This window comes from Microbacterium sp. EST19A, from assembly GCF_019969685.1.
Lineage (GTDB): Bacteria > Actinomycetota > Actinomycetes > Actinomycetales > Microbacteriaceae > Microbacterium.
In genome coordinates this window covers 1,160,765-1,182,416 of record NZ_JAHXYZ010000001.1, presented here as the reverse complement: position 1 = coordinate 1,182,416, position 21,652 = coordinate 1,160,765, and the positions used below count along the sequence as shown (strand labels likewise).

General features: G+C 69.5%; 15 protein-coding genes. 7 read left to right on the top strand and 8 right to left on the bottom strand.

Annotated features, from left to right (window positions below):
* Positions 1-2: 2 nt before the first annotated feature.
* The 3 genes from LC452_RS05820 to LC452_RS05810 all read right to left on the bottom strand — a co-directional run bounded on the left by LC452_RS05820 (position 3) and on the right by LC452_RS05810 (position 2,817).
* Positions 3-1,181 (bottom strand): NAD(P)/FAD-dependent oxidoreductase, encoded by a 1,179-nt coding sequence (locus tag LC452_RS05820; RefSeq protein ID WP_223623128.1) that lies wholly within the window; start codon positions 1,179-1,181, stop codon positions 3-5.
* A complete protein-coding gene (locus tag LC452_RS05815; protein ID WP_308116472.1) occupies positions 1,178-1,399 on the bottom strand; it encodes a ferredoxin in 222 nt (73 codons plus the stop codon). The genes LC452_RS05820 and LC452_RS05815 overlap by 4 nt, the downstream gene beginning before the upstream one ends.
* Positions 1,400-1,497: 98 nt before the next feature.
* Positions 1,498-2,817: a nitrous oxide reductase family maturation protein NosD gene (locus LC452_RS05810; protein ID WP_223623124.1), complete on the bottom strand. Its 1,320-nt coding sequence runs from the start codon at positions 2,815-2,817 to the stop codon at positions 1,498-1,500.
* A gap of 66 nt (positions 2,818-2,883) precedes the next feature.
* Between LC452_RS05810 and LC452_RS05805 the strand changes: the two genes are divergently transcribed.
* The 3 genes from LC452_RS05805 (at position 2,884) to LC452_RS05795 (ending at position 12,922) form a co-directional block, all read left to right on the top strand.
* Positions 2,884-4,023, top strand: a complete 1,140-nt coding sequence (locus LC452_RS05805; RefSeq protein ID WP_223623122.1) for a Dyp-type peroxidase — start codon at positions 2,884-2,886, stop codon at positions 4,021-4,023.
* Positions 4,020-4,760 (top strand): hypothetical protein, encoded by a 741-nt coding sequence (locus tag LC452_RS05800; RefSeq protein ID WP_223623120.1) that lies wholly within the window; start codon positions 4,020-4,022, stop codon positions 4,758-4,760. The genes LC452_RS05805 and LC452_RS05800 overlap by 4 nt, the downstream gene beginning before the upstream one ends.
* 161 nt (positions 4,761-4,921) lie before the next feature.
* Positions 4,922-12,922 (top strand): SdrD B-like domain-containing protein, encoded by an 8,001-nt coding sequence (locus tag LC452_RS05795; RefSeq protein WP_223623118.1) that lies wholly within the window; start codon positions 4,922-4,924, stop codon positions 12,920-12,922.
* A gap of 52 nt (positions 12,923-12,974) precedes the next feature.
* Here LC452_RS05795 and LC452_RS05790 read toward each other — a convergent pair whose 3' ends face one another.
* Both LC452_RS05790 and LC452_RS05785 read right to left on the bottom strand, forming a co-directional pair.
* Positions 12,975-13,664, bottom strand: coding sequence for a GPP34 family phosphoprotein (locus tag LC452_RS05790; RefSeq protein WP_223623116.1), 690 nt, complete (start codon positions 13,662-13,664; stop codon positions 12,975-12,977).
* Positions 13,654-14,430 (bottom strand): MerR family transcriptional regulator, encoded by a 777-nt coding sequence (locus tag LC452_RS05785; RefSeq protein WP_223623115.1) that lies wholly within the window; start codon positions 14,428-14,430, stop codon positions 13,654-13,656. Before LC452_RS05785 ends, LC452_RS05790 begins: the two co-directional genes overlap by 11 nt.
* Positions 14,431-14,585: 155 nt before the next feature.
* Between LC452_RS05785 and LC452_RS05780 the strand changes: the two genes are divergently transcribed.
* Complete coding sequence (locus LC452_RS05780) at positions 14,586-15,197, top strand: small multidrug efflux protein (RefSeq protein WP_223623113.1); 612 nt, start codon at positions 14,586-14,588, stop codon at positions 15,195-15,197.
* Positions 15,198-15,221: 24 nt separating this feature from the next.
* Here the strand turns inward: LC452_RS05780 and LC452_RS05775 are convergent, their stop codons facing one another.
* From LC452_RS05775 to LC452_RS05765, 3 genes are all read right to left on the bottom strand, one after another.
* Positions 15,222-16,667, bottom strand: a complete 1,446-nt coding sequence (locus LC452_RS05775; protein ID WP_223623111.1) for an HNH endonuclease signature motif containing protein — start codon at positions 16,665-16,667, stop codon at positions 15,222-15,224.
* A 102-nt stretch (positions 16,668-16,769) separates the two neighbouring features.
* Entirely contained in the window at positions 16,770-16,997 is a 228-nt protein-coding gene (locus LC452_RS05770) for an RNA-binding S4 domain-containing protein (protein WP_223623109.1), read from the bottom strand.
* Positions 16,998-17,025: 28 nt separating this feature from the next.
* On the bottom strand, positions 17,026-18,177 hold the full coding sequence (locus tag LC452_RS05765; protein WP_223623107.1) for an ROK family protein: 1,152 nt from the start codon (positions 18,175-18,177) through the stop codon (positions 17,026-17,028).
* A 138-nt stretch (positions 18,178-18,315) separates the two neighbouring features.
* Here LC452_RS05765 and LC452_RS05760 point away from each other — a divergent pair, with 138 nt between their 5' ends.
* Genes LC452_RS05760 through LC452_RS05750 form a run of 3 tightly spaced genes read left to right on the top strand, consistent with a single transcriptional unit; the run spans position 18,316 to position 21,637 of the window.
* Positions 18,316-19,710 carry an ABC transporter substrate-binding protein gene (locus LC452_RS05760; RefSeq protein WP_223623105.1) on the top strand — a complete coding sequence of 465 codons (1,395 nt, stop codon included), beginning with the start codon at positions 18,316-18,318 and terminating at the stop codon, positions 19,708-19,710.
* On the top strand, positions 19,707-20,735 hold the full coding sequence (locus LC452_RS05755) for a carbohydrate ABC transporter permease (RefSeq protein WP_223623102.1): 1,029 nt from the start codon (positions 19,707-19,709) through the stop codon (positions 20,733-20,735). Before LC452_RS05760 ends, LC452_RS05755 begins: the two co-directional genes overlap by 4 nt.
* On the top strand, positions 20,732-21,637 hold the full coding sequence (locus tag LC452_RS05750) for a carbohydrate ABC transporter permease (RefSeq protein WP_223623101.1): 906 nt from the start codon (positions 20,732-20,734) through the stop codon (positions 21,635-21,637). The genes LC452_RS05755 and LC452_RS05750 overlap by 4 nt, the downstream gene beginning before the upstream one ends.
* Positions 21,638-21,652 lie beyond the last annotated feature (15 nt).

The window sequence follows — 21,652 nt, the reverse complement described above, 5'->3', positions numbered from 1 at the left end:
CTTCAGGGTTGCGGGGTGAGTGCGGGGATCGAGCCGAGCACGTCGGCGCGTGCCGCGCGGAAGTCGCGCGGGGAGGCGTTCCAGCCGACGACGCCGCGGGTGCGGCCGGTGTCGTCGGTGCTGGCGAAGATCGCGCTGTTCGCCGGGGCATCCGGCATCCCATCGATCAGGGGGATCGCGGGGTCGAACCAGCCGAAGGCATGGATGCGCGCGCCGTGGATCTCGGACCAGAAGAGCGGCACCGGCTGGGTGGCGCTCTCGCCGCGGGCGAGGCGGATGGCGACGGCGACGGCCTGCTCGATCGCGTTGCTCTGGTGCTCGACGCGCACGTGGCGTCCGGTCGCGGGATCCGCCCACGCCGCCACGTCGCCGACGGCGGAGACTCCGGGGGCGGCGATGCCGTCGCTGTCGCAGGCGATGCCGTCGGCGACGGTGAGGCCGGATGAATCCAGCCATCCGGTGCGCGGTGTCCCGCCGATCATGACCACGGCCAGATCGACGCGGTGCTCTGTGGCACCGAGGGTGATCTCCGCGCCTCCGGACGCGGTGGGGGCAGCCGATGCGATGTCGGCGCGCAGCGCGAGCTCGACCCCGTTGTCTTCGTGCAGCCGGATGAGCTGCGGCGTGAGAAGCGTGCCGACGCCGCCGAAGCCGAGCGACCCGGATCGCCCGACCAATAGGGTCTCGGCGTCGTGCTTGCGGGCGGCGCTCGCGATCTCCGAACCGAGGATGCCGGAGCCGATCACGGCGATGCGTCGGGCGACCTGCAGCTGCTCGCGCAGGTGCAGCGCATCGTCCATGGTGCGCAGCGTGGGTGCCCAGGGGAGGAGCGGATGAGAGCGCGGCTCGGTTCCGGTCGCGACGATGAGCTCGTCGAAGGGGAGGGCGCCCTCGGAGGTGTGCAGCACGCGGGCGCCGACGTCGAGTCCGATCGCCGAGCATCCGGTGCGCACGGTGATGTCGAGGTCGTCGAGCTCGACGGCAGTGCGGATGGCCGCTTGCTCCGGTTCCCAGTCGCCGAGCAGGATCTGCTTCGAGAGCGGCGGGCGCGTGTAGGGCAGATGCGGTTCGTCGCCCATCAGCACGATCTCGCCGGCGTACCCTTCCTGGCGCAGGGTCTCGGCGGCCGTGAGTCCGCCGATCGATGCGCCGACGACGACGACCCGTGGCGGGGTCGTCATCCGCTGACCAGGCTGATCGCGCGTGCCGGGCAGAGCCGCACGGCGCGGGTCGCCGCTTCGTAGTCGGCACCCTGCGGGTCGGGCTCCAGGAGCATGACGATCCCGTCGTCGTCCTGGTCGAACACGTCGGGCGCGACCAGGGCGCACTGACCTGCACCGACGCAGGCGTCTGACTGGACCATGATGCTCATCGGTACTCCTCTGTACGGGCGGGCGATATGGTCGATTCAACGCGCTGAGCGCACGGATTCCCAGACGCAGTGCGGTCAGAACATGGACTCAAGCGCCAACCCGGGCAGAAGGCGGGTGGATGCGGTCACCCGGTGACGGCGGCACGGTCGGCCAGCAGCGTCGGCGCGGGGATCCCCAGGGCTTCGAGATCGACCTGCGGGACATCGGACCCGCCGCGCCAGGGAGTGGCGGGAGCCGTCAGCGGGCCCAGATCCGGCTGGATCGGGGGAGCGGCCACGTCGGGGAACGGGATGCCTGCCGGCGCCGTCGACTGCGGGATGGTGCCGGACGGCACGGTTGTCGGGGCCGCGCACGGCGACGCGGTCTCCAGGTTGGCGGGTGACGAGCTCGCGAGAGAGTTCCCCTCCCAGCAGTTGCCGCTGCCGGCTCCCCGGGCGGAGGGGGCGTAGACGGCGTCGATGCCGTTCGCGTCGAAGGCGTTCCCGATGATCCGGTTGTCGATCGGGCCGAGGTCCTCGGCGGAGGTGACGATGAGACCGGCCGCGGGATTGCCCGTGACGAGGTTCGCGCGCACGTCGTTCTGCGTTCCCCCGGCGATGCCGATCCCGATCCCGAATCCGCCGTCGGCCTGCTGCGGGGTGTCGGCCTGCGCGTTCGCGGCGACGAGGTTGCCCGCGAAGGTCGCGCCGGCCTGCGGAAGGTACGCCTCCTGGTAGTCGGAGTTGATGGTCGCGCCGACGCGGTTGCCGGCGAACCGGTTCCCGACGACGAACAGGTCGCCGCCCGCATTCGCGATCTCGAACCCGACGGCATTGCGCTCCGCGACGTTGCCCGAGACGACGATCCCGCACCCCTGGCATTGGCCGACGTAGATCCCGGAGTCCGCTCCGCCGGACGCGTACGAATCGGTGATCGCGCCGTTCGACGCGTTGAAGGCGTAGATGCCGTACAGGCCGTTGTTCGATGCCGTCACGTGATCGACGAGGAACCCGTCGAGCAGCGGGAAATCGTCCGGATCGATCGTCCGATAGCCGTCGTGCCCGCCCACGGCCGCGCCGTCGTCGTTGCGCATTCCGGTGACCAGCACGCCGTTCTGGGTGGCATTGCGCACCGTCAGATTCTGCACGGTCACGCGAGGTGCTGACACGACGACACCGTTCCCGCGCAGCACTTCGCCGTCGATCACGACACCGTTGCGGTCCTGTCCGCGGAGGGTGATCCCGGCCGTGTCGATCGTCACGGTCTCGCGGTAGACCCCGGCCGAGACGACGACGGTGTCGCCCTCCGAGGCGGCGTCGACGGCTCCCGTGATGGTGGGGAAATCGGCCGGAACGGCGAGGATCGCGGGGGCCTTCTCGGTGTCGTCCGGGGTCGCTGGAGCCGAGCATCCGGACACGAGAACGGCCGCCGAGACGAGCAGAAGTGCGACCAGTCGATTGCGCATCGCATCATGATAGGGGTCGCCGACGCGATGCGAATGCTCTCCGAGGCGGGGGCTATCATCATCGTCGTGGCGAATGAGACAGGCGGGATTTCGCGGCGCAGCCTGCTGACTTCCGGCGGCATCGCCGCGCTCGGCACTGCGCTCGCGGGGTGTGCGCCCGGCGAGCAGGTCGGTCCGGATCGGGTCGCGGATGCCGTCCGGCCGGTCGCCCCGATGGGCGAGCATCAGGCCGGCATCTCCCGCCCCGCGGCTGTCCAGCCGCACCTGATCCTCGGTGTACACGACGTCGACGGCGATCCCGCCTCGGTGCTCGCGCGGATCGGCGAGAGCATCGTCCGACTGACCTCCGGCGAGCATCCCGCGCTCGCCGGGATCGCCCCCGGAGACCTCAGCATGACCGTGGGAGTCGGTCCCCGGCTGATGCGGCAGGTCGACGCCGACGGCCCGGGCACGGAACCTCTGCCCGCCTTCCCGCGTGAAGACGTCGACGAGCGCCACCGCGGCGGCGATCTGGTGATCCAGGTGTGCGCATCGGATCCCCTCGTGCCGGCGCTGGCCCTCGCCGGCGTGATCGACGACGTGCCGGAACTCGTCGAGCGGTGGCGGCAGTGCGGCACGCGCGGACCCTCCGTCGAGGTGCACGGCACGCACTCGGCGCCCCGCAACGTGCTCGGATTCGTCGACGGCATCGCCGCGCCTCTGACGGACGATGAGCTGGCGGAGTCGGTCTGGATCCGCCACCGCGCCACGGCTGGCGCCAGCATCCTGGTCGTGCGCAGGATGGAGATTGACCTCGCCGCCTTCCGCCGCCTCCCGGTCGCCGGGCAGGAGGGCGTGATCGGGCGTGAGCGTGCGAGCAGCGCGCCCCTCTCCGGAGGTGAGATCGGGGACGACGTCGATCTGCAGGCCAAGTCGCCCGACGGCTCGTACATGATCCCCGTCGACGCCCACGTGCGACGCGCGCACCCCCGGCCCGCCGGAGTGCCGCTCATGCTGCGGCGCTCGTACTCGATGGACGACCCGCTGGGGCTGCTGTTCGTCAGCTACCAGGCGGAGCTCCGCACGTTCACGCAGACGATGGAGCGGATGTCGGAGTCCGACGCGCTGCTGGACTTCACCCGCACGACGGCGACCGGGACTTTCCTGGCCCTCCCGGGCTTCGACGCGCAGCATCCGCTCGGCTCGACGATCTTCGGAGCCTCATGACCACGCGGAGGTGGATCGCGGTCGGTGCGGTCGTGGCGATCCTGCTGGTGGCGATCGGCGTGTGGGCACTGGTCGCGCTCCGCCCGGCGGATGCGCCGGCACCCACAGCATCGTCCGCCGCCGAGGGCCCTCGGGGCCTCACCACGGAGGAGGCCGAGCGGCTCGCGGCCGCCCGGTTCCTCGCCTATCGCGACGGGAGCCGCGGGTTCGAGGTCGACGTGCCGACCGCCGACGGACCCGTCGCTCTGCGCGGGCGCGTGGACTACCGCACCGGAGTGGGGATCACGACGGCGGCGCTCGAGGACGGCGCGGCCGTCGTCACGTGGGATGCCGACACCTTCGTCGGATGGGTCGGCGAGGGGGACGGCGTCACAGTGCCGGATGCTCCACCCGCCGTGCCCGGAGCCGCGCGGCCCCTCGACCCCTCGGCCTCCCCGGTGGATGCGGTGCTCGTGCTGCTCGCGAGCCTCGGCGCGGACCGACCTGAGAACGCCCAGCTGCTGGCGACCTCGGACGCGCAGTGGCTTCGCGCCGACGAGGTCGGCGGGGTACCGGTCGACGTGTTCGCAGGGCCCTCCGACGCCGACTCGGGGGAGGGCGCCGGAACCACGCGCTTCTGGATCGACGAGTCAGGTGCGCTGCTGCGCTTCGAGGCCGACCTCCCGTCGGGCACGGTGTCGATGCGCCTGCATCCGGAGCAGTACGTCGCGGTCCCGCGCGCGCCCGAGCTCGGCTGACACCCCGCGGGAGCGGCCTTTCACAGATAACAAAAACTCCGTGAAAAGCCCCCTGCCATGATCAGTTCGTTCTGCGCGCTCGGTCGACCTGTCGGCTGTGAGTGAGACAGAACCCCCTTCGGGGGCTCACGAGTGCAATCGGTGTCAACTGGGGGAGAACTGTGGATCGATACGTTGCGGCCCCGCCGCGTCGACCCGAGCGCGGCCGGCGAATCCTCGTCGCGATCCTCGCCGTCGCGGCCACGATCTCCACCACCGTCGTCGTCGCGCAGCCGGCGCTCGCGGCAGACGGATCCGTGGTCGGCACCGTGTACCAGGACTTCAACGACAGCGGCACGCGTGACGCCGCTTCAGGTGAGTTCGGCGGCGACACGGGCGTCGCCGGGGTACGTGTCACCGCCACCGACTCGACCGGCGCGGTCCGAGGTACGACCACGACTGCCGCGAACGGCGCCTACACGCTGGCGGTCACGGGAGCTGCGACCTCCGACGTGCGGGTCGAGTTCAGCCCCCTGCCCGCCGGCTTCCGCTCCGCGCGGATCGGCGCCGAGAACGGCAGCACGGTGCAGTTCGTCGCCCTCGGCGCGAGCAATGTGAACCTCGGCGTCACGCAGGAGGGCATGGTGCGCACGTCGACGGGCGTTCCGCGGGTCGCGGTGCCGACGCAACGGTCGGTCCTCGCGACCACCGCGAACCAGAAGGGTTCAGCGGGCCCGACCCCTGACCTCCCGAATCAACCGGCTCTCTTCGAGGTCGGATACGGCACGACCGGAAACCCCGCCGGTGACCGCGCGACCTTGGCGACGCAGGGACAGATCGGCACCGTCTGGGGTACGGCCAATTATGGCGAGAACTTCGTGTTCACCGGGGCGTCCTTCCGGCGCGGCACGATGGTCGGCCCGCAGGGCCTCGGCGAGATCTACCTGACGGATGCCACGACCGGCACACCGAACGGCACACCGTTCGTGAACATCCCTGACCCCGGAACCAATCCCCGTCCCGCGAACCTCGCCGGGTATGACTGGCTGCACGACACGACCGGCTTCTCCGCTCCGGGCAAGGTCGGCCTCGGCGACATCGAGATCTCCGAAGACCAGCGCACGCTCTACGCCGTCAACCTGAACGACCGCAAGCTCTACGCGGTTCCTCTGACCCCGGGAGGTTCCCCGACGGCGGCACCGACCGCCGGCACGCCTCAGGCGATCACCATTCCGCTGAATGCCGCTGCGGGTTGCAACGCCGACTGGGTGCGCCCTTACGGGCTCGGCACCTTCCGCGGGAATCTCTACGTGACGCTGACCTGCACCGGTCCGACGGTCAGCGACCTGCGGGCCTGGGTCATCCCGATGGATGAAGACACCCGCACCTTCGGCGCTCCCGTGCTGAACGTGCCGCTGACCTTCAACCGCGCACTGGCCTACAACAGCAGCCTCCCGCCCGCGAGTTCGACGAACAACTACCGGCCGTGGGAGGAGACCTGGCGCGACGGGGGCCGCCAGGAGACCCTCGACGGTCCTTCGCCGGTCGCATCGTCGGTCGTCTTCGACGCCGCCGGCAACCTGACGCTCTCGATCAAAGATCGATCCGCCGACCAGTACGGCGCCGCCATGAGCAGCACCACGCTCACCGACACGCAGACCCACGGGTACATCGGCGCCGGTGATCTGCTTCGGGCATGCGTCACCCCGTCGGGCGCCCTCGTGCTCGAGAGCGACGGCGTGTGCGGCACCACGACCGCCACCCAGCCGCACAACAACTGGGGCCCGGGTGGAGGGAAGTTCTACCAGACGGTCTTCGAGACGGGCACCAGCGGCAATAACTTCCACGGCAACACGGCGCTCGGATCCGCTCTGCAGATCCCCGGATACACGAACGTGATGGCCACGAGCATCGATCCTGTCGCCCTGCTGCAAGACGGCGTGCGAGTGTTCGGCAACGACAACGGTCAAACGCTGCGCGGCGCGTCACTGACACGGCTGGCGACGACCGACGGCGGATTCGGCAAGGCCGGCGGTCTCGGCGACCTCACGACTCTCGTGGCCGCCGCACCGGTCGAGATCGGCAACCGAGTGTGGTTCGACGCCGATCGCGACGGCATCCAAGACGCGGGAGAGCAGCCGATCGCCGGTGTCACCGTGCGCCTGTACTCGACCACCGGCGCGCTCATCGCCACGGCCGTGACCGACGCGAACGGCGACTACTACTTCTCGTCGTCGCCGGGGACCTCGACCGGATCCGTGCAGTACGGGCTGCCGCTCGATGCCGAGACGGATTACGAGATCAGACTCGACAACGCGGCCGACTACGGTTCGGGCGGGCCCCTGGAGCACCTCGGGCCGACGGTCACGGCGGCAGGAGCGGACAGGGCCGTCGACTCGAACGGAGTGCGGCAGTCGCCCGTTCTCGTGAACGCGCAGGTGCGCACGCCGTCCGCCGGCGCGGCGGATCACACCTTCGACTTCGGGTTCGTGCCTCTCCTCTCCCTCGGCAACCGCCTCTGGTCCGACATGGGCACGGATGGCGGACACACGAACAACGGCGTCTTCGACGACGATGAGACACCCATCGACGGAGCCACGGTCGAGCTGCTCGACGGCAACGGTGCTCCGGTCCTCGGCGCCGACGGCGCTCCGCTCACGACCACCACAGACGCCGAGGGCTTCTACCGCTTCGACGATCTGCCCGCCGGACCGTACCGGGTGCGGGTCGCGGCGGCGAACTTCGCCCCCGGCGGTGTGCTGGAAGGCTCGGTCTCGTCGACGGGAGCTTCGGCTGCATTCGACGCGGCGAGCAACGACCGCGACAAGGGAGAGGACGCGCCCGATCCGGCGGCGACCGGCGTGACGTCGAGCGTGATCACCCTCGCTCCCGGCGTGACCGGCGACATCGACGCCGGCGCCACGGGCGCCGGCGGCCACGGTCCCGGCGGAGACGCCCTCGACAACCTGACGGTCGACTTCGGCTTCGTGCAGCCGTTCGACCTGACGCTGGACAAGTCGCTGACCTCGGGCAACGGGCCCTACCGAGTCGGTGACGAGGTCACCTTCGAACTCCTCGTCACCAACAACGGCCCGGCGTCGACCTACGCCGGCTTCACCGTGTCGGATCGTCTCCCTGCCGGCCTGGACTTCGTCTCGGCGAGTGGCCTGTTCTGGACCGGGCCCGACGTGAACGGCCAGGAGCTGACCTTCGATTGGATCGGCTCCGAACTCGGCGACGGCGAGCAGGCCTTCCCGATCGAAGTCATCGCACGAGTGACGTCGGTCACGACGGGCTCGCTGCGCAACGTGGCCGTCGTGGAACCGACGCCAGGCGGTCCCATCTCCGAGAGTATCCCGGTCGGCAGCAGCCCCGACAAGTACGAGAACGGCAATCCGTCGCCGAGCGCCGGCAGCCCCTCGAACAACGACGACAGTGCCGAGATCCCGGTGCTCGCCCCGACTCTGAGCCTCGGCAACCGGCTCTGGTTCGACTCCGGCGCAGGAGCCGCGACCGACAACGGGCAGTACGACGCCGGCGAGCGACCGGTCGCGAACGCGGTGGTCGAGTTGCTCGGCGCCGACGGTAACCCGGTGCTCGGTGCGGACGGCGAGCCCGTGATCACGATCACGGACACCGACGGCTTCTACCGATTCGACGGTCTCGCACCCGGCCCGTATCGGGTTCGCGTCGCCGCGACCAACTTCACCGACGGCGGTCCCCTCGCGCACTTCCTGTCGAGCACCGGATCCTCGACGGCCTTCGACGCGGGGTCGAACAACAGCGACAAGGGCGAGGACGCCCCGCATCCCGACGCCACCGGAGTCACCTCCGGCGTGATCGACCTGCAGCCCGGCGTCGCCGGTGAGGTCGACGGCGGCGCGACCGGAGCGGGTGCGAACGGGCCGTTCGGCGACCAGTTCGACAACCTGACGGCAGACTTCGGATTCGTGCCCGGGCTGTCGCTCGGCAACCGGCTCTGGTTCGACAACGGATCCGAGGCCGGCCAGGCGAACAACGGAACCGTCGACGACGGCGAGCTGCCGATCGCCGGCGCCGTGGTCGAGCTCCTCGACGGTGCGGGCGCCCCCGTGCTCGACGTCGACGGCAACCCGGTGACGACGACGACCGACGACGACGGCTACTACCGCTTCGACGACCTTCCCTCCGGCGACTACCAGGTGCGGGTGGCCGCGTCGAACTTCGCGGTCGACGCTCCGCTGAACGGATACTTCTCGTCGACGCCGACCTCGACGCTGTTCGATTCCGCGTCGAACGACGACGACAAGGGCGTGAACGCACCGAACCCGGCCGCGACCGGTGTCGTGTCAGCGACGGTGACACTCGCCTACGGTGCACAGCCGAACGATGATGTGGACGCAGGCGCTGCAGGAGCCGCCGATCACGGTCCGAACGGCGACGCCGCCGACAACCTCACGGTCGATTTCGGCTTCGTCGAGCGGCTGGCGGTGGGCGACTTCGTCTGGATCGATCGCGATCGTGACGGCATCCAGGATGCCGGTGAGGTTCCCGTCTCGGGCGTCACCGTCATCCTGCTGAACGCCGACGGTACCCCGGCCCTCGACGGCGACGGCGACCCGGTGGCCCCCGCGACGACCGACGCGACCGGCCACTACGTCTTCGACAACCTCGTGCCCGGCGACTATCGCATCCGCTTCTCGGACTTCCCCGCCGGTTACGTGCCGACCACGGCATCCGCCGACGGATCGACGACGGCGAACGACTCGAATCCCGACAGGACCGGATTGACGCCGGTCTTCACGCTGGCGGTCGGCGCCGATACCCGGCCCGTCGAGCCCGGCGACGGCACGACGGCTGCGCGGCAGATCAATCCGACCATCGACGCGGGGCTCGTCGCGGCGATGAGCCTCGGCAACCGGCTCTGGTTCGACACGGGCTCGGGAGGCGAGCTAAACAACGGGATCGTCGACCCGGATGAGGCCCCGGTGGCAGATGCGCTCGTCGCGCTGCTCGACGCCGCAGGTGCGCCGGTGCTCGATCTCGACGGCGACCCGATCACGACCACGACCGATGCGAACGGCTTCTACCGGTTCGACGGTCTCGCGCCCGGTCAGTACCGGGTGCGGGTGGCCGCGAGCAACTTCGCCGACGGCGGCCCGCTCGCCGACTACCTCTCCTCGACGGTGAACTCGAGCGCCTTCGACGCGCCGAGCAACAACACCGACAAGGGCGTCGATGCGCCGAACCCGGCGGCGACCGGAGTGACGTCCGCGCTGATAGACCTGCAGCCGGGTGTGACCGGCGAGGCGGATGCCGGTGCCACGGGCGCCGGCCAGAACGGTCCCTTCGGCGACGCCTTCGACAACCTCACGATCGACTTCGGTTTCATCCAGCCGTACGACCTGACGATCGCGAAGCTTCTCACGTCGAAGACCACGCCGTACAAGGCGACGCAGACCGTGACCTACGAGCTGACGCCCTCGAACAACGGACCGGGCACCGCCGTGACCGGCTTCACGGTGTCGGACCTGCTGCCCGACGGGCTGACGTTCGTCTCGGCCACCGGCACCGACTGGGAGCTGGTCGACGGCGCTGGCCCCGAGATCACCCTGCGCTGGCTCGGCGACGACCTCGCCTCCGGTGACGCCGCCACGCCCATCACGGTGACGGCCACGGTGGCCGCCGAGACGCCGGGTACCCTCGTCAACTTCGCGGTCGTCGAGCCCTCACCCGACCAGCTCACGCCGGAGACCATCCCGGTGGGCACGACGCCGAACAAGTACGAGAACGGCGATCCGACGCCGGCAGCCGGCAGCCCGTCGAACAACGACGACAGCACGCCGATCGTGATCGAAGGACCGACGTACTCGCTGGGCAACCGCCTGTGGAAGGACACGGGTCCGGGTGCGCAGACAGACAACGGCGTGTACGACTCCGGCGAAGCGCCCGTCGCGGGTGCGACGGTCGAGCTGCTGAACGCCGCGGGCAATGTCGTCGGCACGGCGACCACGGACGACGCGGGCTTCTATCGCTTCGATGACCTCGCGCCCGGCGACTACCGAGTCCGGGTCGCGGCGTCGAACTTCGCCGCCGACGGGCCGCTGCGCTCATGGCTCTCGTCGACCGGCGCATCGGCCGACTTCGACACCCCGTCGAACAACACCGACAAGGGCGAGGACTCCCTCACGCCCGCGACGACCGGCATCACGTCCGGGATCGTCACGCTCGGAGTCGACGACCGCCCGCTCGGCGACGTCGACGCGGGTGCGACCGGAGCGGGAGCGAACGGACCGCTCGGTGACGCCTTCGACAACCTGACGGCGGACTTCGGGTTCGTGCCCGGCCTCTCGTTGGGCAACCGGCTCTGGTTCGACGCGGGCACCGGCACGGGTGAGGCGAACAACGGCGTGTTCGACGACGGAGAGAAGCCGGTCATCGGCGCCGTGGTCGAGCTGCTCGATGCGGCCGGCAACCCGTTCCAGATCGGCGGGGCTGCCGTCACGACCACGACCGATGAGAACGGCTTCTACCGGTTCGACGGTCTTCCGGCGGGCGATTACCAGGTGCGGGTCTCGGCCTCGAACTTCGGTGCGGGTGCGCCTCTGCAGGACTGGTACTCGTCGTCGCCGACGTCAGACGATGCGACAGCGAACAACGCCGACAAGGGCGTGAACTCGCCGACTCCGGCGACGACGGGCATCACGTCGGGAGTCGTATCGCTCACCCGCGACAACCCGACGGGAGATGTCGACACGGATGCCACCGGTGCCGGCGCCCACGGCCCCGGCGGTGACTCCGCCGATCTGCTCACGGTCGACTTCGGCTTCACCCAGACCTTCGCGGTCGGCGACTTCGTGTGGCTCGACAACGACGGAGACGGTCGTCAGGATGCCGAGGAGCCCCCGGTCGCCGGTGTGCTGGTGACGCTGATGGATGCCGACGGCGACCCGGTCACCGACCTGAACGGGAACCCGGTGCCCCCGGTGCGCACCGATGACGACGGCCACTACGTGTTCGACGGTCTGCCGCCCGGAACCTACACGGTGTCGTTCACCGAGACGCCCGTCGGCCTGCAGCTCACGCGGCAGGGGGCCGGCGATGAGCTGGGCGATTCGAACCCGGAGCCCGACGGCGTGACGCCGCCGTTCGTGCTCGGCCCGGCCGGCGACAACACCACGCCGGTCGCCGCCGGTGACGGCACCTCCGTCGCGCAGCGGATCGATCGCACGATCGACGCCGGACTCATCCCGCTGCTCGCGGTGGGCGACTACGTCTGGATCGACAAGGATCGCGACGGACGACAGGACGCCGACGAGACGCCCGTGGAGGGTGTGACGGTGGCACTGCTGAACGCCGACGGGTCTCCGGCCCTCGATGCCGACGGCACACCTGTCGCGCCGGTCGAGACCGACGCGGCCGGGCACTACGTGTTCGACGGCCTGGCGCCGGGGGACTACCGCGTGCAGTTCTCGGGCTGGCCGGACGGGTACCACCCGACGGTCCGCTCGGCGGCCGGCTCATCGAGCGCGGACGACTCGAACCCGGACGTGACCGGACTCACTCCCGTCTTCTCCCTGAGGGGGAGCGGGTCGGACGTCCGTGCGGTGACCGCGGCGGACGGGGTGACTCGGGCGACGCAGATCAACCCGACGATCGATCTCGGGATCGCGCAGGATCTGTTCGCCGTCGGCGACGTCGTCTGGTTCGACACCAACGCGAACGGTCGACGGGACGCCGGCGAGAAGCCGGTCCCGGGAATGACGGTGACGCTGCGGAACGCCGATGGCACGCCGGCGCGCAACTGGCGGGGAGATGTGGTCGCTCCGATGAAGACCGACGCGAACGGGCGATACCTGTTCGATGGTCTTCTCACCGGCGACTACTTCATCCAGTTCACCGACCTCCCGGCCGGCTACCGGTTCACGACGACCGGTGCGAGCGGCGACGAGGACTCCAACCCGTTGAGCTCGGGGCGCACCCCGGTGTTCTCGCTCGGTGCGAACTCCGCCGACATGCGGCTGGTGACGGGAGCCGACGGCACGATCCTGGCGTCGTTCATCAACTCGACGATCGACGCCGGACTGGTCACGATCCTGCCGGCGACCGGTGGGGCGTTGCCGATCTGGATCGTCGTCATCGGCATCCTGCTCCTGCTGCTCGGTCTCGGCCTCGTCGTCGTGCGGCGGCGCCGCAGGAGCTGAGCAGGTCACAGTCCACCGGCGGCGGAACGACCCAGCGAGCCGTCGCCGGTGCTCAGCCTCGCGGCAGCACCGTGGCTGCGATCACCGCGTTGACGATGATCGCGCTCATCGTGCGGGTGACGGCGGCGGAGGCCGCGGCGGCGCCCCAATCGCTGCGCTCGAGTTCCTTGCCGCGGGTGTAGACGTCACCGCTCCAGGGGATCTCCTTGTGGAACTGCGGAAGCGTGCCGCTCGCGGAGAGGAGCGCGATGCTCGCCCCGGTGCGGGCGTCGGGCGTCTCGCCGTCGATCAGGGCAGCACGCACACGCTCCATCAGTGCGGCCCGTCGCGTGCTCCCCAGCGTGAGCTTGGTCGACGGGAAGATGCCGAGCGTCTTGCCCTTCTGGCGGTTCAGGTCGCCGCGAGCGACGAGTCGATCGAGCACGGGACCACGCAGCTCGGGGCCGATCGCGGCGAGGGCGGTCTGCACGTCGCGCGGTTTCTGCGACAGGAACGCCCAGGCCGGGTCGAGCAGTGCGTCCGGAAGCGGGCCCTCGCCGGTCGCCTCGACCCGCGTCGACAGGGTGTGCTCCTGCGCCTCGGTGCGCCCGGCGAGAGCGAGGTCGGTGAGAACCGCACCGCCGAGCACGTAGAAGAGGATGTTCTCTCCCGCGATCGATCCGGAATCGGGCTGGAAGAGCAGCAGCAGCGTGTCTTCGACCAGCAGCGGCTCGTCCGACATGCGTGCGAGGTCATCCGACATGGGTTTCTCCTTCATCGTCTGCTGCGGCATCCGCAGCCATGATCTCGGCGGCCAGCGCGCTCGCGCGGACGAGCACGTTCAGCTGCGACTCGTTGTAGAGCTCGGTGTATGTCTCAACGAAGGTCTCCTGCGTCACGCGCTCACTCTTCGACAGGTGCTCGGCCGGCTGCAGCAGCCAGGGGAAGTCGGAGAGGTGCTGGACGAGCTGCGGGGCCATCGCCTCGGCGAGACGCTGTCGCGTGGCGTCGTCGGCGTCGGGCGGGAGCGCATCGAACTCGACGCTCGCATCATCGGGCTCGGCCTGCACCATCTGCTTGAGGTCGGTCATCGCCGATTCGTCGTAGAGCTGTTCGTAGATGAGCATGAGCGACCGATCCGCGTCGGACATGGTGGCCGCAACGCCCTCGAAGCCGGCCGGAACGTCGGTCGCGGTCCCGCCCTCCAGGATCGCGCGGATCTCGGCCCGCGCCCGCTGGAGGCGTTCGATGCTCGCGGCGAGGTCGGCGTCGATCGCCAGGAGCGCCTGCGCGGCCTGCGCGGCATCCGCCCCGTTCGTGACTCCGACCGCCTCGATCTGCGCGAGCGGCACCCCGAGGTCGCGGAGTCGACGGATCTGCAGCAGCCGCACCAGGTGCCGTGCGCGGTACTGCTTGTACCCGTTCGACATCCGTTCGGGCTGCTCGAGCAGTCCTGCGCGGTGGTAGTGCCGCACAGTGTTCACGGTCGTGCCGGCGAGATCTGCCAGTTCACGCGTGCTCCATGCCATCTGCTCTCAGCTCCTCTCGTCGCCTCTCGCATCCATTCAAGACCCTGTTCCCGGAACAGGGTCAAGGGGCGGGGTGTGAACCGGCTCGCGCTTGACCCTGTGGTGAGAACACGGGTTTGACTGCTTCTCATCCGACTTTCGAGATGAGAAGAGACATGGACAATCCGTACCCTTGGCTGCAGGACTTCATCAACCAGGTTCCTGAGTTCCTCCAGCCGGTGATGGTGGCGCTCGTCGCGGCCATCCCCTACATCGAGGGCGAGGGTGCCGCAGCGTTCGGCATCATCGCCGGCATCAACCCGATCGTCGCGGCCGTCGCCGCCGCGACAGGGAACATCCTGTGCGTGATCGCGGTCGTCCTGCTCGGTTCGCGCATCCGCGGCGGCGTGGTCGCACGCCGCGCGGCACGGGCGGAAGCGCAGAAGGTCGAAGCGACGAACGTCGGGGCCGGTGGATCGGGCCTCGTGGACTCGTCCGCGAGCGCGACCGCGACCGCGACCACGGTCGCCGAGGAGGATGCCGACGCGCCGACGAATCGCCGCTCGAAGGGGCGGGCGAAGCTGCGGGGCTGGCTGGTGCGATTCGGTGTGCCCGGCGCGAGCATCCTCGCGCCGATCGCGCTGCCCACCATGCTCACGGCTGCGTTCTTCGTCGCCTCCGGCGTGCGCAAGGAATGGGTCATCCTCTGGCAGATCATCGCGATCGTCCTGTGGACCGGTGCCGTCGCGGCGGCGGCCACCGGCGTGCTCGCGCTGCTGGGCTGGTGAGGCGAGGTCAGGCGACATCACGCGTCAGATGAACATGACGCGGTGGGTGGGGTGGTCGGTGTAGTCGCGGCCGAGGGGGCTGTGCCAGGTGATGGTGCCGTCGGGTTCTTGGGTGGCGGTCCATCGGTGGGTGTCGGGGATGTCGGGGTGTTTGAGGGTGTGGTGGGCGCGGCAGAAGTGGGCGAGGTTGTCGATCCGGGTCTTGCCGCCTCGGGCGTGGTCGTGGTTGTGGTCGATGTCGCACCTGTGCACGGGTGTGCGGCAGCCGGGGAATCGGCAGTGTTGATCGCGGGCGCGGAGGTGCCGGCGCATCTGCGCGGTCGGGGTGTAGGTGTCGGTCTGGGTGACCATCCCGAACCGGTCGAGGAGGAGGCGTGACCAGCCGGTATTTCGTCCGGCGAGGAGTCGGGCGATGTCGGGGTGGAGGGGGCCGTGTCCGTCGAGGTCGGCGGGGCGGTCGTCAGCCCCGGCGAGAGTGGTGCCGGCGACGGTGACCTGGATGCGGCCCTGGATGTTGTCCAGCCCGGTCCCGTGGACGGTGCTCGGGTCGGCAGCGAGCAGCAGGTCCGCGAACAGATCCGCCTGCACCTGATCCCACGTGCGGGTATCCGTCACCACATCCGAGGCATCTGCGCTGTCGGTGTCGGGGTCGGTGGCGAACGTGTCGTCGCTGAAGATCTTGCCCTCATCGGCCGCGGTCGCCGCGTTGGCGTCGGTCTTGGTCGAGGTCGAGGTCGAGGTCGAGGCGTTCCTGTTCGCGTCGGTGCGGGGCTCGTCGTCTCCCGCGGCAGCAGACTCCCGATCACGGTTCCGGACGACCTGTTTCGTCATCTGCGCCAGCCGGTCCGCGATCGCGACCGCCACCCATTCCGGGAGCACCGCGGTCAACAACGCCAACCCGTCCCCGACGGACCGCACCTTCACACCCCGCTCCCCGGCCGCACGCTTGTGCCGCTCCGCCACCGTCTCACCGGCCAACGCCGCCGCAACCTGCTTCGCATGCGCCGCGGTGCGTGCCGCGGTCTCCCTCTCCGCGAAAACTAGCACCGCCGCCTCATACACCCCCATCACGTCGGCATCCACTCGCCTGTTACGGATCGCCTCCGCGACAACCGCACTCGCACGGCAGATCTCCCGCACATGCCCGGCACTGACCCGCCCCACCGCGAACGCGTCACGCACCGCGGGCAGGTCCTCGCTCACCGTGCGGGCATCGGCGAACGCGTACTCGATCGACCCCGACGGGATCCGGCCCGCAGCGGAGAACTCCGCGACCATCGACCGGTACATCGCATCCCGATGAAACCCATTCCCCACGACATCCCGCTCGTGAATCGCGAACCGCTCACCGAGCAGGTCCATCGCCTCACACTCGAGAACCGCGGCCTGACGCTTCTTCTCCACCCACGCATCCAACACACGACAACGCTCCTCGAGATCGAGGTCGAAATCCGTGCACTGCTGAGCCATGACCCCAGTTTAGAACGTATGTTCGATTCAGGAACGGCTCAGCCCACGAGAATATCGGTCCGATCGCGCGGTAGGAAATCAGGTGTCACGACGTGATTCCCGTCAGGGCCGCACGCGCACCGTGCGTCCCTCGAAGGTCACCAGGTCACCGTCGTGGAGCTGTCGTCCGCGGCGGCGATCAACCTCGCCGTTGACGGTCACGTAGCCGTCGATCACGACCTCCTTGGCGTCGCCGCCGGAGTCGAGCAGGCCGGAGAACTTCAGGAACTGCCCGAGCCGGATCATGTCGCCGCCGATGGAGATGTCGTCGACCGGATCCGTGTTCGTCATCCCTGAATCGTAGCCGCCGGGCCGGCGATCAGGATCGACCGAGCGCCGCGTTCACCGCGGAGACCGAGTACTCGCGCTCGACGACCATCGCAGCGAGTCCCATCACGGTCGCCTTCTCGCCGAGCGTCGACTGGCTGATGCTGAGGTGGCGGGTCGCCCGGGGGAGGGAGCGCGGGTACAGCGTCTCGCGCACGCCGGCCAGCAGCGGCGGGGAGGCGAGCATCCCGCCGAGCACGACCTCGGCCGGGTTGAGGAGCGACACCACGGTGGCGACGACCTCGCCGATCAGGCGCCCCGCCTCCTGTGTGAGGTTCGCGGCATCCGGGTCGCCCTCCGCGAGGTACGCCCCGACGTCGGAGGCGGAGGCGGCCGGCTTCCCGAGAGCGGTGAGCGAGCGGGCGACGGCGCGACCGGATGCCGCCGCGGCGAGGCATCCGCGCGCGCCGCACTGGCACAGCAGGTCGCCGTGCCCGGCGATCTTCACGTGGCCGATGTCGCCGGCACCGCCGTCGGCGCCGCGATACACGCGTCCGCCGAGCACGATTCCGGTACCGATTCCGGACGACACCTTGAGGAAGCAGAGCGAGCGGGAGTTCGGATGCGCGGCGCGCTGCTCGCCGAGGGCGGCGGCATCCGCGTCGTTCGAGACGAGCACCGGAACCCCGAGAGCGCCGTTCAGATGATCGGGGATCGGGTACGCATCCCACCCGGGCATGATCGGCGGCTGGCTCGGCCGGTCGGTGTCGGGGTCGACGGGCCCGGGGATGCTGAGGGCGATCGCGGCGACGTTCTCTCGAGCGATCCCGGCGCGCTCGAGCAGGTGGGCCGCGCGTTCGGCGATGGCGTTGAGCGTCAGGTCGGGGCCGTCGGCGACGGCGACCTCGACGCGTTCCTCGACGATGATGCGACCGGCGAGGTCGGTGAGGGCGACGGTCGTGTGCGTGGTGTCGACGCTCGCGGCGATCACGTGCGCGTGCGCGGTGTTGAACTCCAGCTTGCGGGAGGGTCGGCCGGCGGACACCTTCTCCGTGCCGGATTCGACGATCAGCCGGGCATCGAGCAGCGCGTCGATGCGCGTGGCGACCGTCATCCGCGACAATCCGGTGACCTCGAGCACGTCGCCGCGCGTGAAGGCGCGACGCTCGCGGATCAGCTCGAGCACATCGCCGGGACCGGACATCTCCACCTCCATGGGGGTCGTTCTCAGCATAATGCTTGACGGCTAGGCGAGTTATGTATAGCTTTTAGTCTTAATGGTCGTGACATCCCGACCGAGCCCCGAGAAGACCTGCAGGAACTCAGCGCAAGGAGGCGCATAGTGAAGACCCGTGCGACAGCAGCAGCAATGGCCGTGGTCGGCCTGACCGCGCTCGCCCTCACCGGATGCACCAGCTCCGGCGACGAAGGCGGTGGCGACGGAGGCGACAGCATCACCTTCTGGCTGCAGGAGGATCTGCCCGACCGAGTGGCCGCGACCCAGGAGATCGTCGACGCGTTCACCGAGAAGACCGGGATCGACGTCGAACTCGTGTCGGTCGCCGAAGACCAGTTCGCGCAGCTCCTGACCTCATCCGCGGCGGCGGGCGATCTGCCCGACGTGATCGGCGGCATCTCGCTCCCGCAGGTGCGGAGCCTCTCGGCCAACGAGTTCGTCGACACGGATGCCGTGGCTGCGACGATCGACGCCCTCGACCCCTCGACGTTCTCTGAGAACGCCCTCACGCTGACGTCTGACGGCGACACGGCGCTCGCCGTGCCGAGCGAGTCGTGGACGCAGATGCTCTTCTACCGCACCGACCTCTTCGAGGCGGCCGGTCTCGACGCCCCGGACTCGTACGAGTCGATCCTCGCCGCCGCGAAGGAGCTCGACTCGGACGACGTCGCCGGATTCGTCGGCGCCACGGCGCCGGGCGACGCCTTCACCGAGCAGACGTTCGAGCAGATCGCGCTCGGCAACGGCTGCGAGCTCGTGAACAAGGACGGCGACGTCGAGCTCGACTCCGACGCCTGCGTCAGCGCGTTCGAGTTCTACGGCGACCTCACCGAGAACTACTCCGTGCCCGGAGCGCAGGATGTCGACACCACTCGTGCGACCTACTTCGCCGGCGGAGCCGCCATGTTCATCTGGTCGAGCTTCGTCCTCGACGAGATGGCCGGGCTGCGTGAAGACGCCAAGCCGTCGTGCGCCGAGTGCGTCGCCGACCCCGCCTTCCTGGCGAAGAACACCGGCGTCGTGACCTCCATCGCCGGACCTGACGGCGACGCCGCGGCGCAGTTCGGTGAGATCACCTCGTGGACCATCACCGAGGGTGCGAACGCCGAGTCCTCGCAGTCGTTCATCGAGTACATGATGAGCGACGGCTACGAGCCGTGGATCGCGATCGCTCCCGAGGGCAAGGTGCCCGTGCGCACCGGCACCGCCGACGAGCCGACGAAGTTCTCCGACCTGTGGGCGACCCTGCCGGCCGGCGTCGACACCAAGGCTCCGCTGTCGGACTTCTACGCTCCCGAGGTGCTCGAGGCCGTGGCCGCGGGCCCGCAGGATCTGGCACGCTGGGGCATCACCCAGGGTCAGGGCAGTCTGCTCGGCGCTCTGCAGGGCGAGCTCCCCGTCTCGACCGCCGTCAGCGATGTGGCCCAGGGTGGAGACCCGGCCGAGGCCGCCGCGACTGCCGCCGAGGCGGTGCGCTCGATCGCCGAGTCGCTCAAGTGACCACCATCGAGAACGGATCCGGGACCGGGGCCGCGCGCCCCGGTCCCGGCGCCACCCCGCCGAAGCCGTCGAGCGGCACCAAGCCGCGCCGGCGCTCGCGGCACAACCGCGAGGAGAACCGCACGGGTCTCCTGCTCATCTCGCCGACGTTCATCATCATCCTCGTCGCCGTGGTGCTGCCGATCATCTGGGCGATCTCGCTCGCGTTCCAGGATGTGCGGCTGATCAACATCCGCGGCACCGGGATCATCGGCGAGTACACGCTCGACAACTTCGTCGACGTGCTGACATCACCAGGCTTCTTCAGTGCGCTCTGGACCACGATCGTCTACTCCGTGTGCGGCACGGGGCTCGCGATCGGGATCGGGCTCATCGCCGCAGTCGCCCTGCGCAAGCCGTTCCGGGGCCGCGGGCTGATCCGCGCGTCGCTCCTCCTGCCGTACGTCGCCCCGGTCGTGGCTGCGACGTTCGTGTGGTCCACGATGCTCAACCCGCAGTTCGGCATCGTGAACTGGTTCGGCCAGAACGTGCTCGGCTGGGAGGACCCGGTCGCCTTCCTCTCGGACCGTGCCCTGCCGGTGAACATCTTCGGATGGCAGGTGGACCTGCCCATCGCGCTCATCACCGTCATCCTGTTCGAGGCCTGGCGCTCGTTCCCCTTCGCCTTCCTGTTCCTGACCGCCCGCCTCGAGGCCGTGCCCGGCGTGCTCGACGAGGCCGCGCGCGTCGACGGCGCGACGCCCACGCAGCGCTTCCGTCACATCCTGCTGCCGCAGCTGCTGCCGACGATCGCCGTCCTGTGCGTGCTGCGCTTCATCTGGACGTTCAACAACTTCGACGACATCTACCTGCTCACCGGCGGAGGTGCCGGCACCGAGGTCGTGTCGGTCCGGGTCTTCGACCTGCTCACCGCGCGCGGCGACATCGGTGCCGCCGCCGCCCAGGCTCTTGTACTGGCCGCGATCCTCGCCGTGCTCGTCGGCATCTACCTGAAGTTCTTCGGCAAGCAGGAGGAGCAGGCATGAGCGCGCAGACCACGACCCGCTCGCCGCGCCGCCGCCTGACCCGCGACAACTTCGAGAACGGCCTGTTCCGCGTTCTGCGTCCGATCGTGATCGTACTGCTGGTGCTCGTCGCCGTCGTGCCGTTCTACTACATGGTGCTGCTGAGCTTCCGCTCGCTCGACTCGCTGCTGCAGAACCCCGGCGCGCTGTGGATCACGATCGAGGAGCTCGACTTCTCGACGTATCTCGACGTGCTCGCGCCGGTGGATGCCGGTGGCCAGGGCTTCATCGTCTTCATGCGCAACTCGCTGCTGGTCGCGCTGGCGACGGTGGTGCTCACGCTGCTCGTCTCGATCCCGGGGTCGTACGCGGTGAGCCGGCTGGCGTTCTTCGGCCGTCGTCAGATCTCGGGGCTCTTCCTCGCGGTCTACTTCTTCCCGGCGATCCTGCTGGCCGTTCCGCTCTTCGTGTTCTTCACGCAGATCGGGCTCCGCGGCTCGCTCGTGGGGCTGCTGATCGTGTATGTCTCGCAGGTGGCGGCGGTGTCGATCTACACGCTCCGCAACTACTTCGCGACGATCCCGGTCTCGCTGGAGGAGGCGGCGGCGCTCGACGGGGCCAGTCGGTTCCAAATCATGCGCAAGATCAGCATCCCGCTCGCGATGCCCGCCATCGTGTCGAACGGCCTGTTCATCTTCATGATCGCGTGGAACGAGTTCCTCTTCGCGCTGCTCTTCCTCGTCGAGAAGCGCGATTCCTGGACGGTGTCGCTCGGCCTGTCGCAGCTGGCCGGAAGCATCGAGGTGCCCACGACGGTCCTCATGGCCGGATCCGTCATCCTCACCCTGCCCATCATCCTGCTCTTCTTCGCATCGGAGCGGCTCCTCGTCGGGGGCCTCACCGCCGGTGCGGAGAAGGGCTGACCGCAACCGCCCACT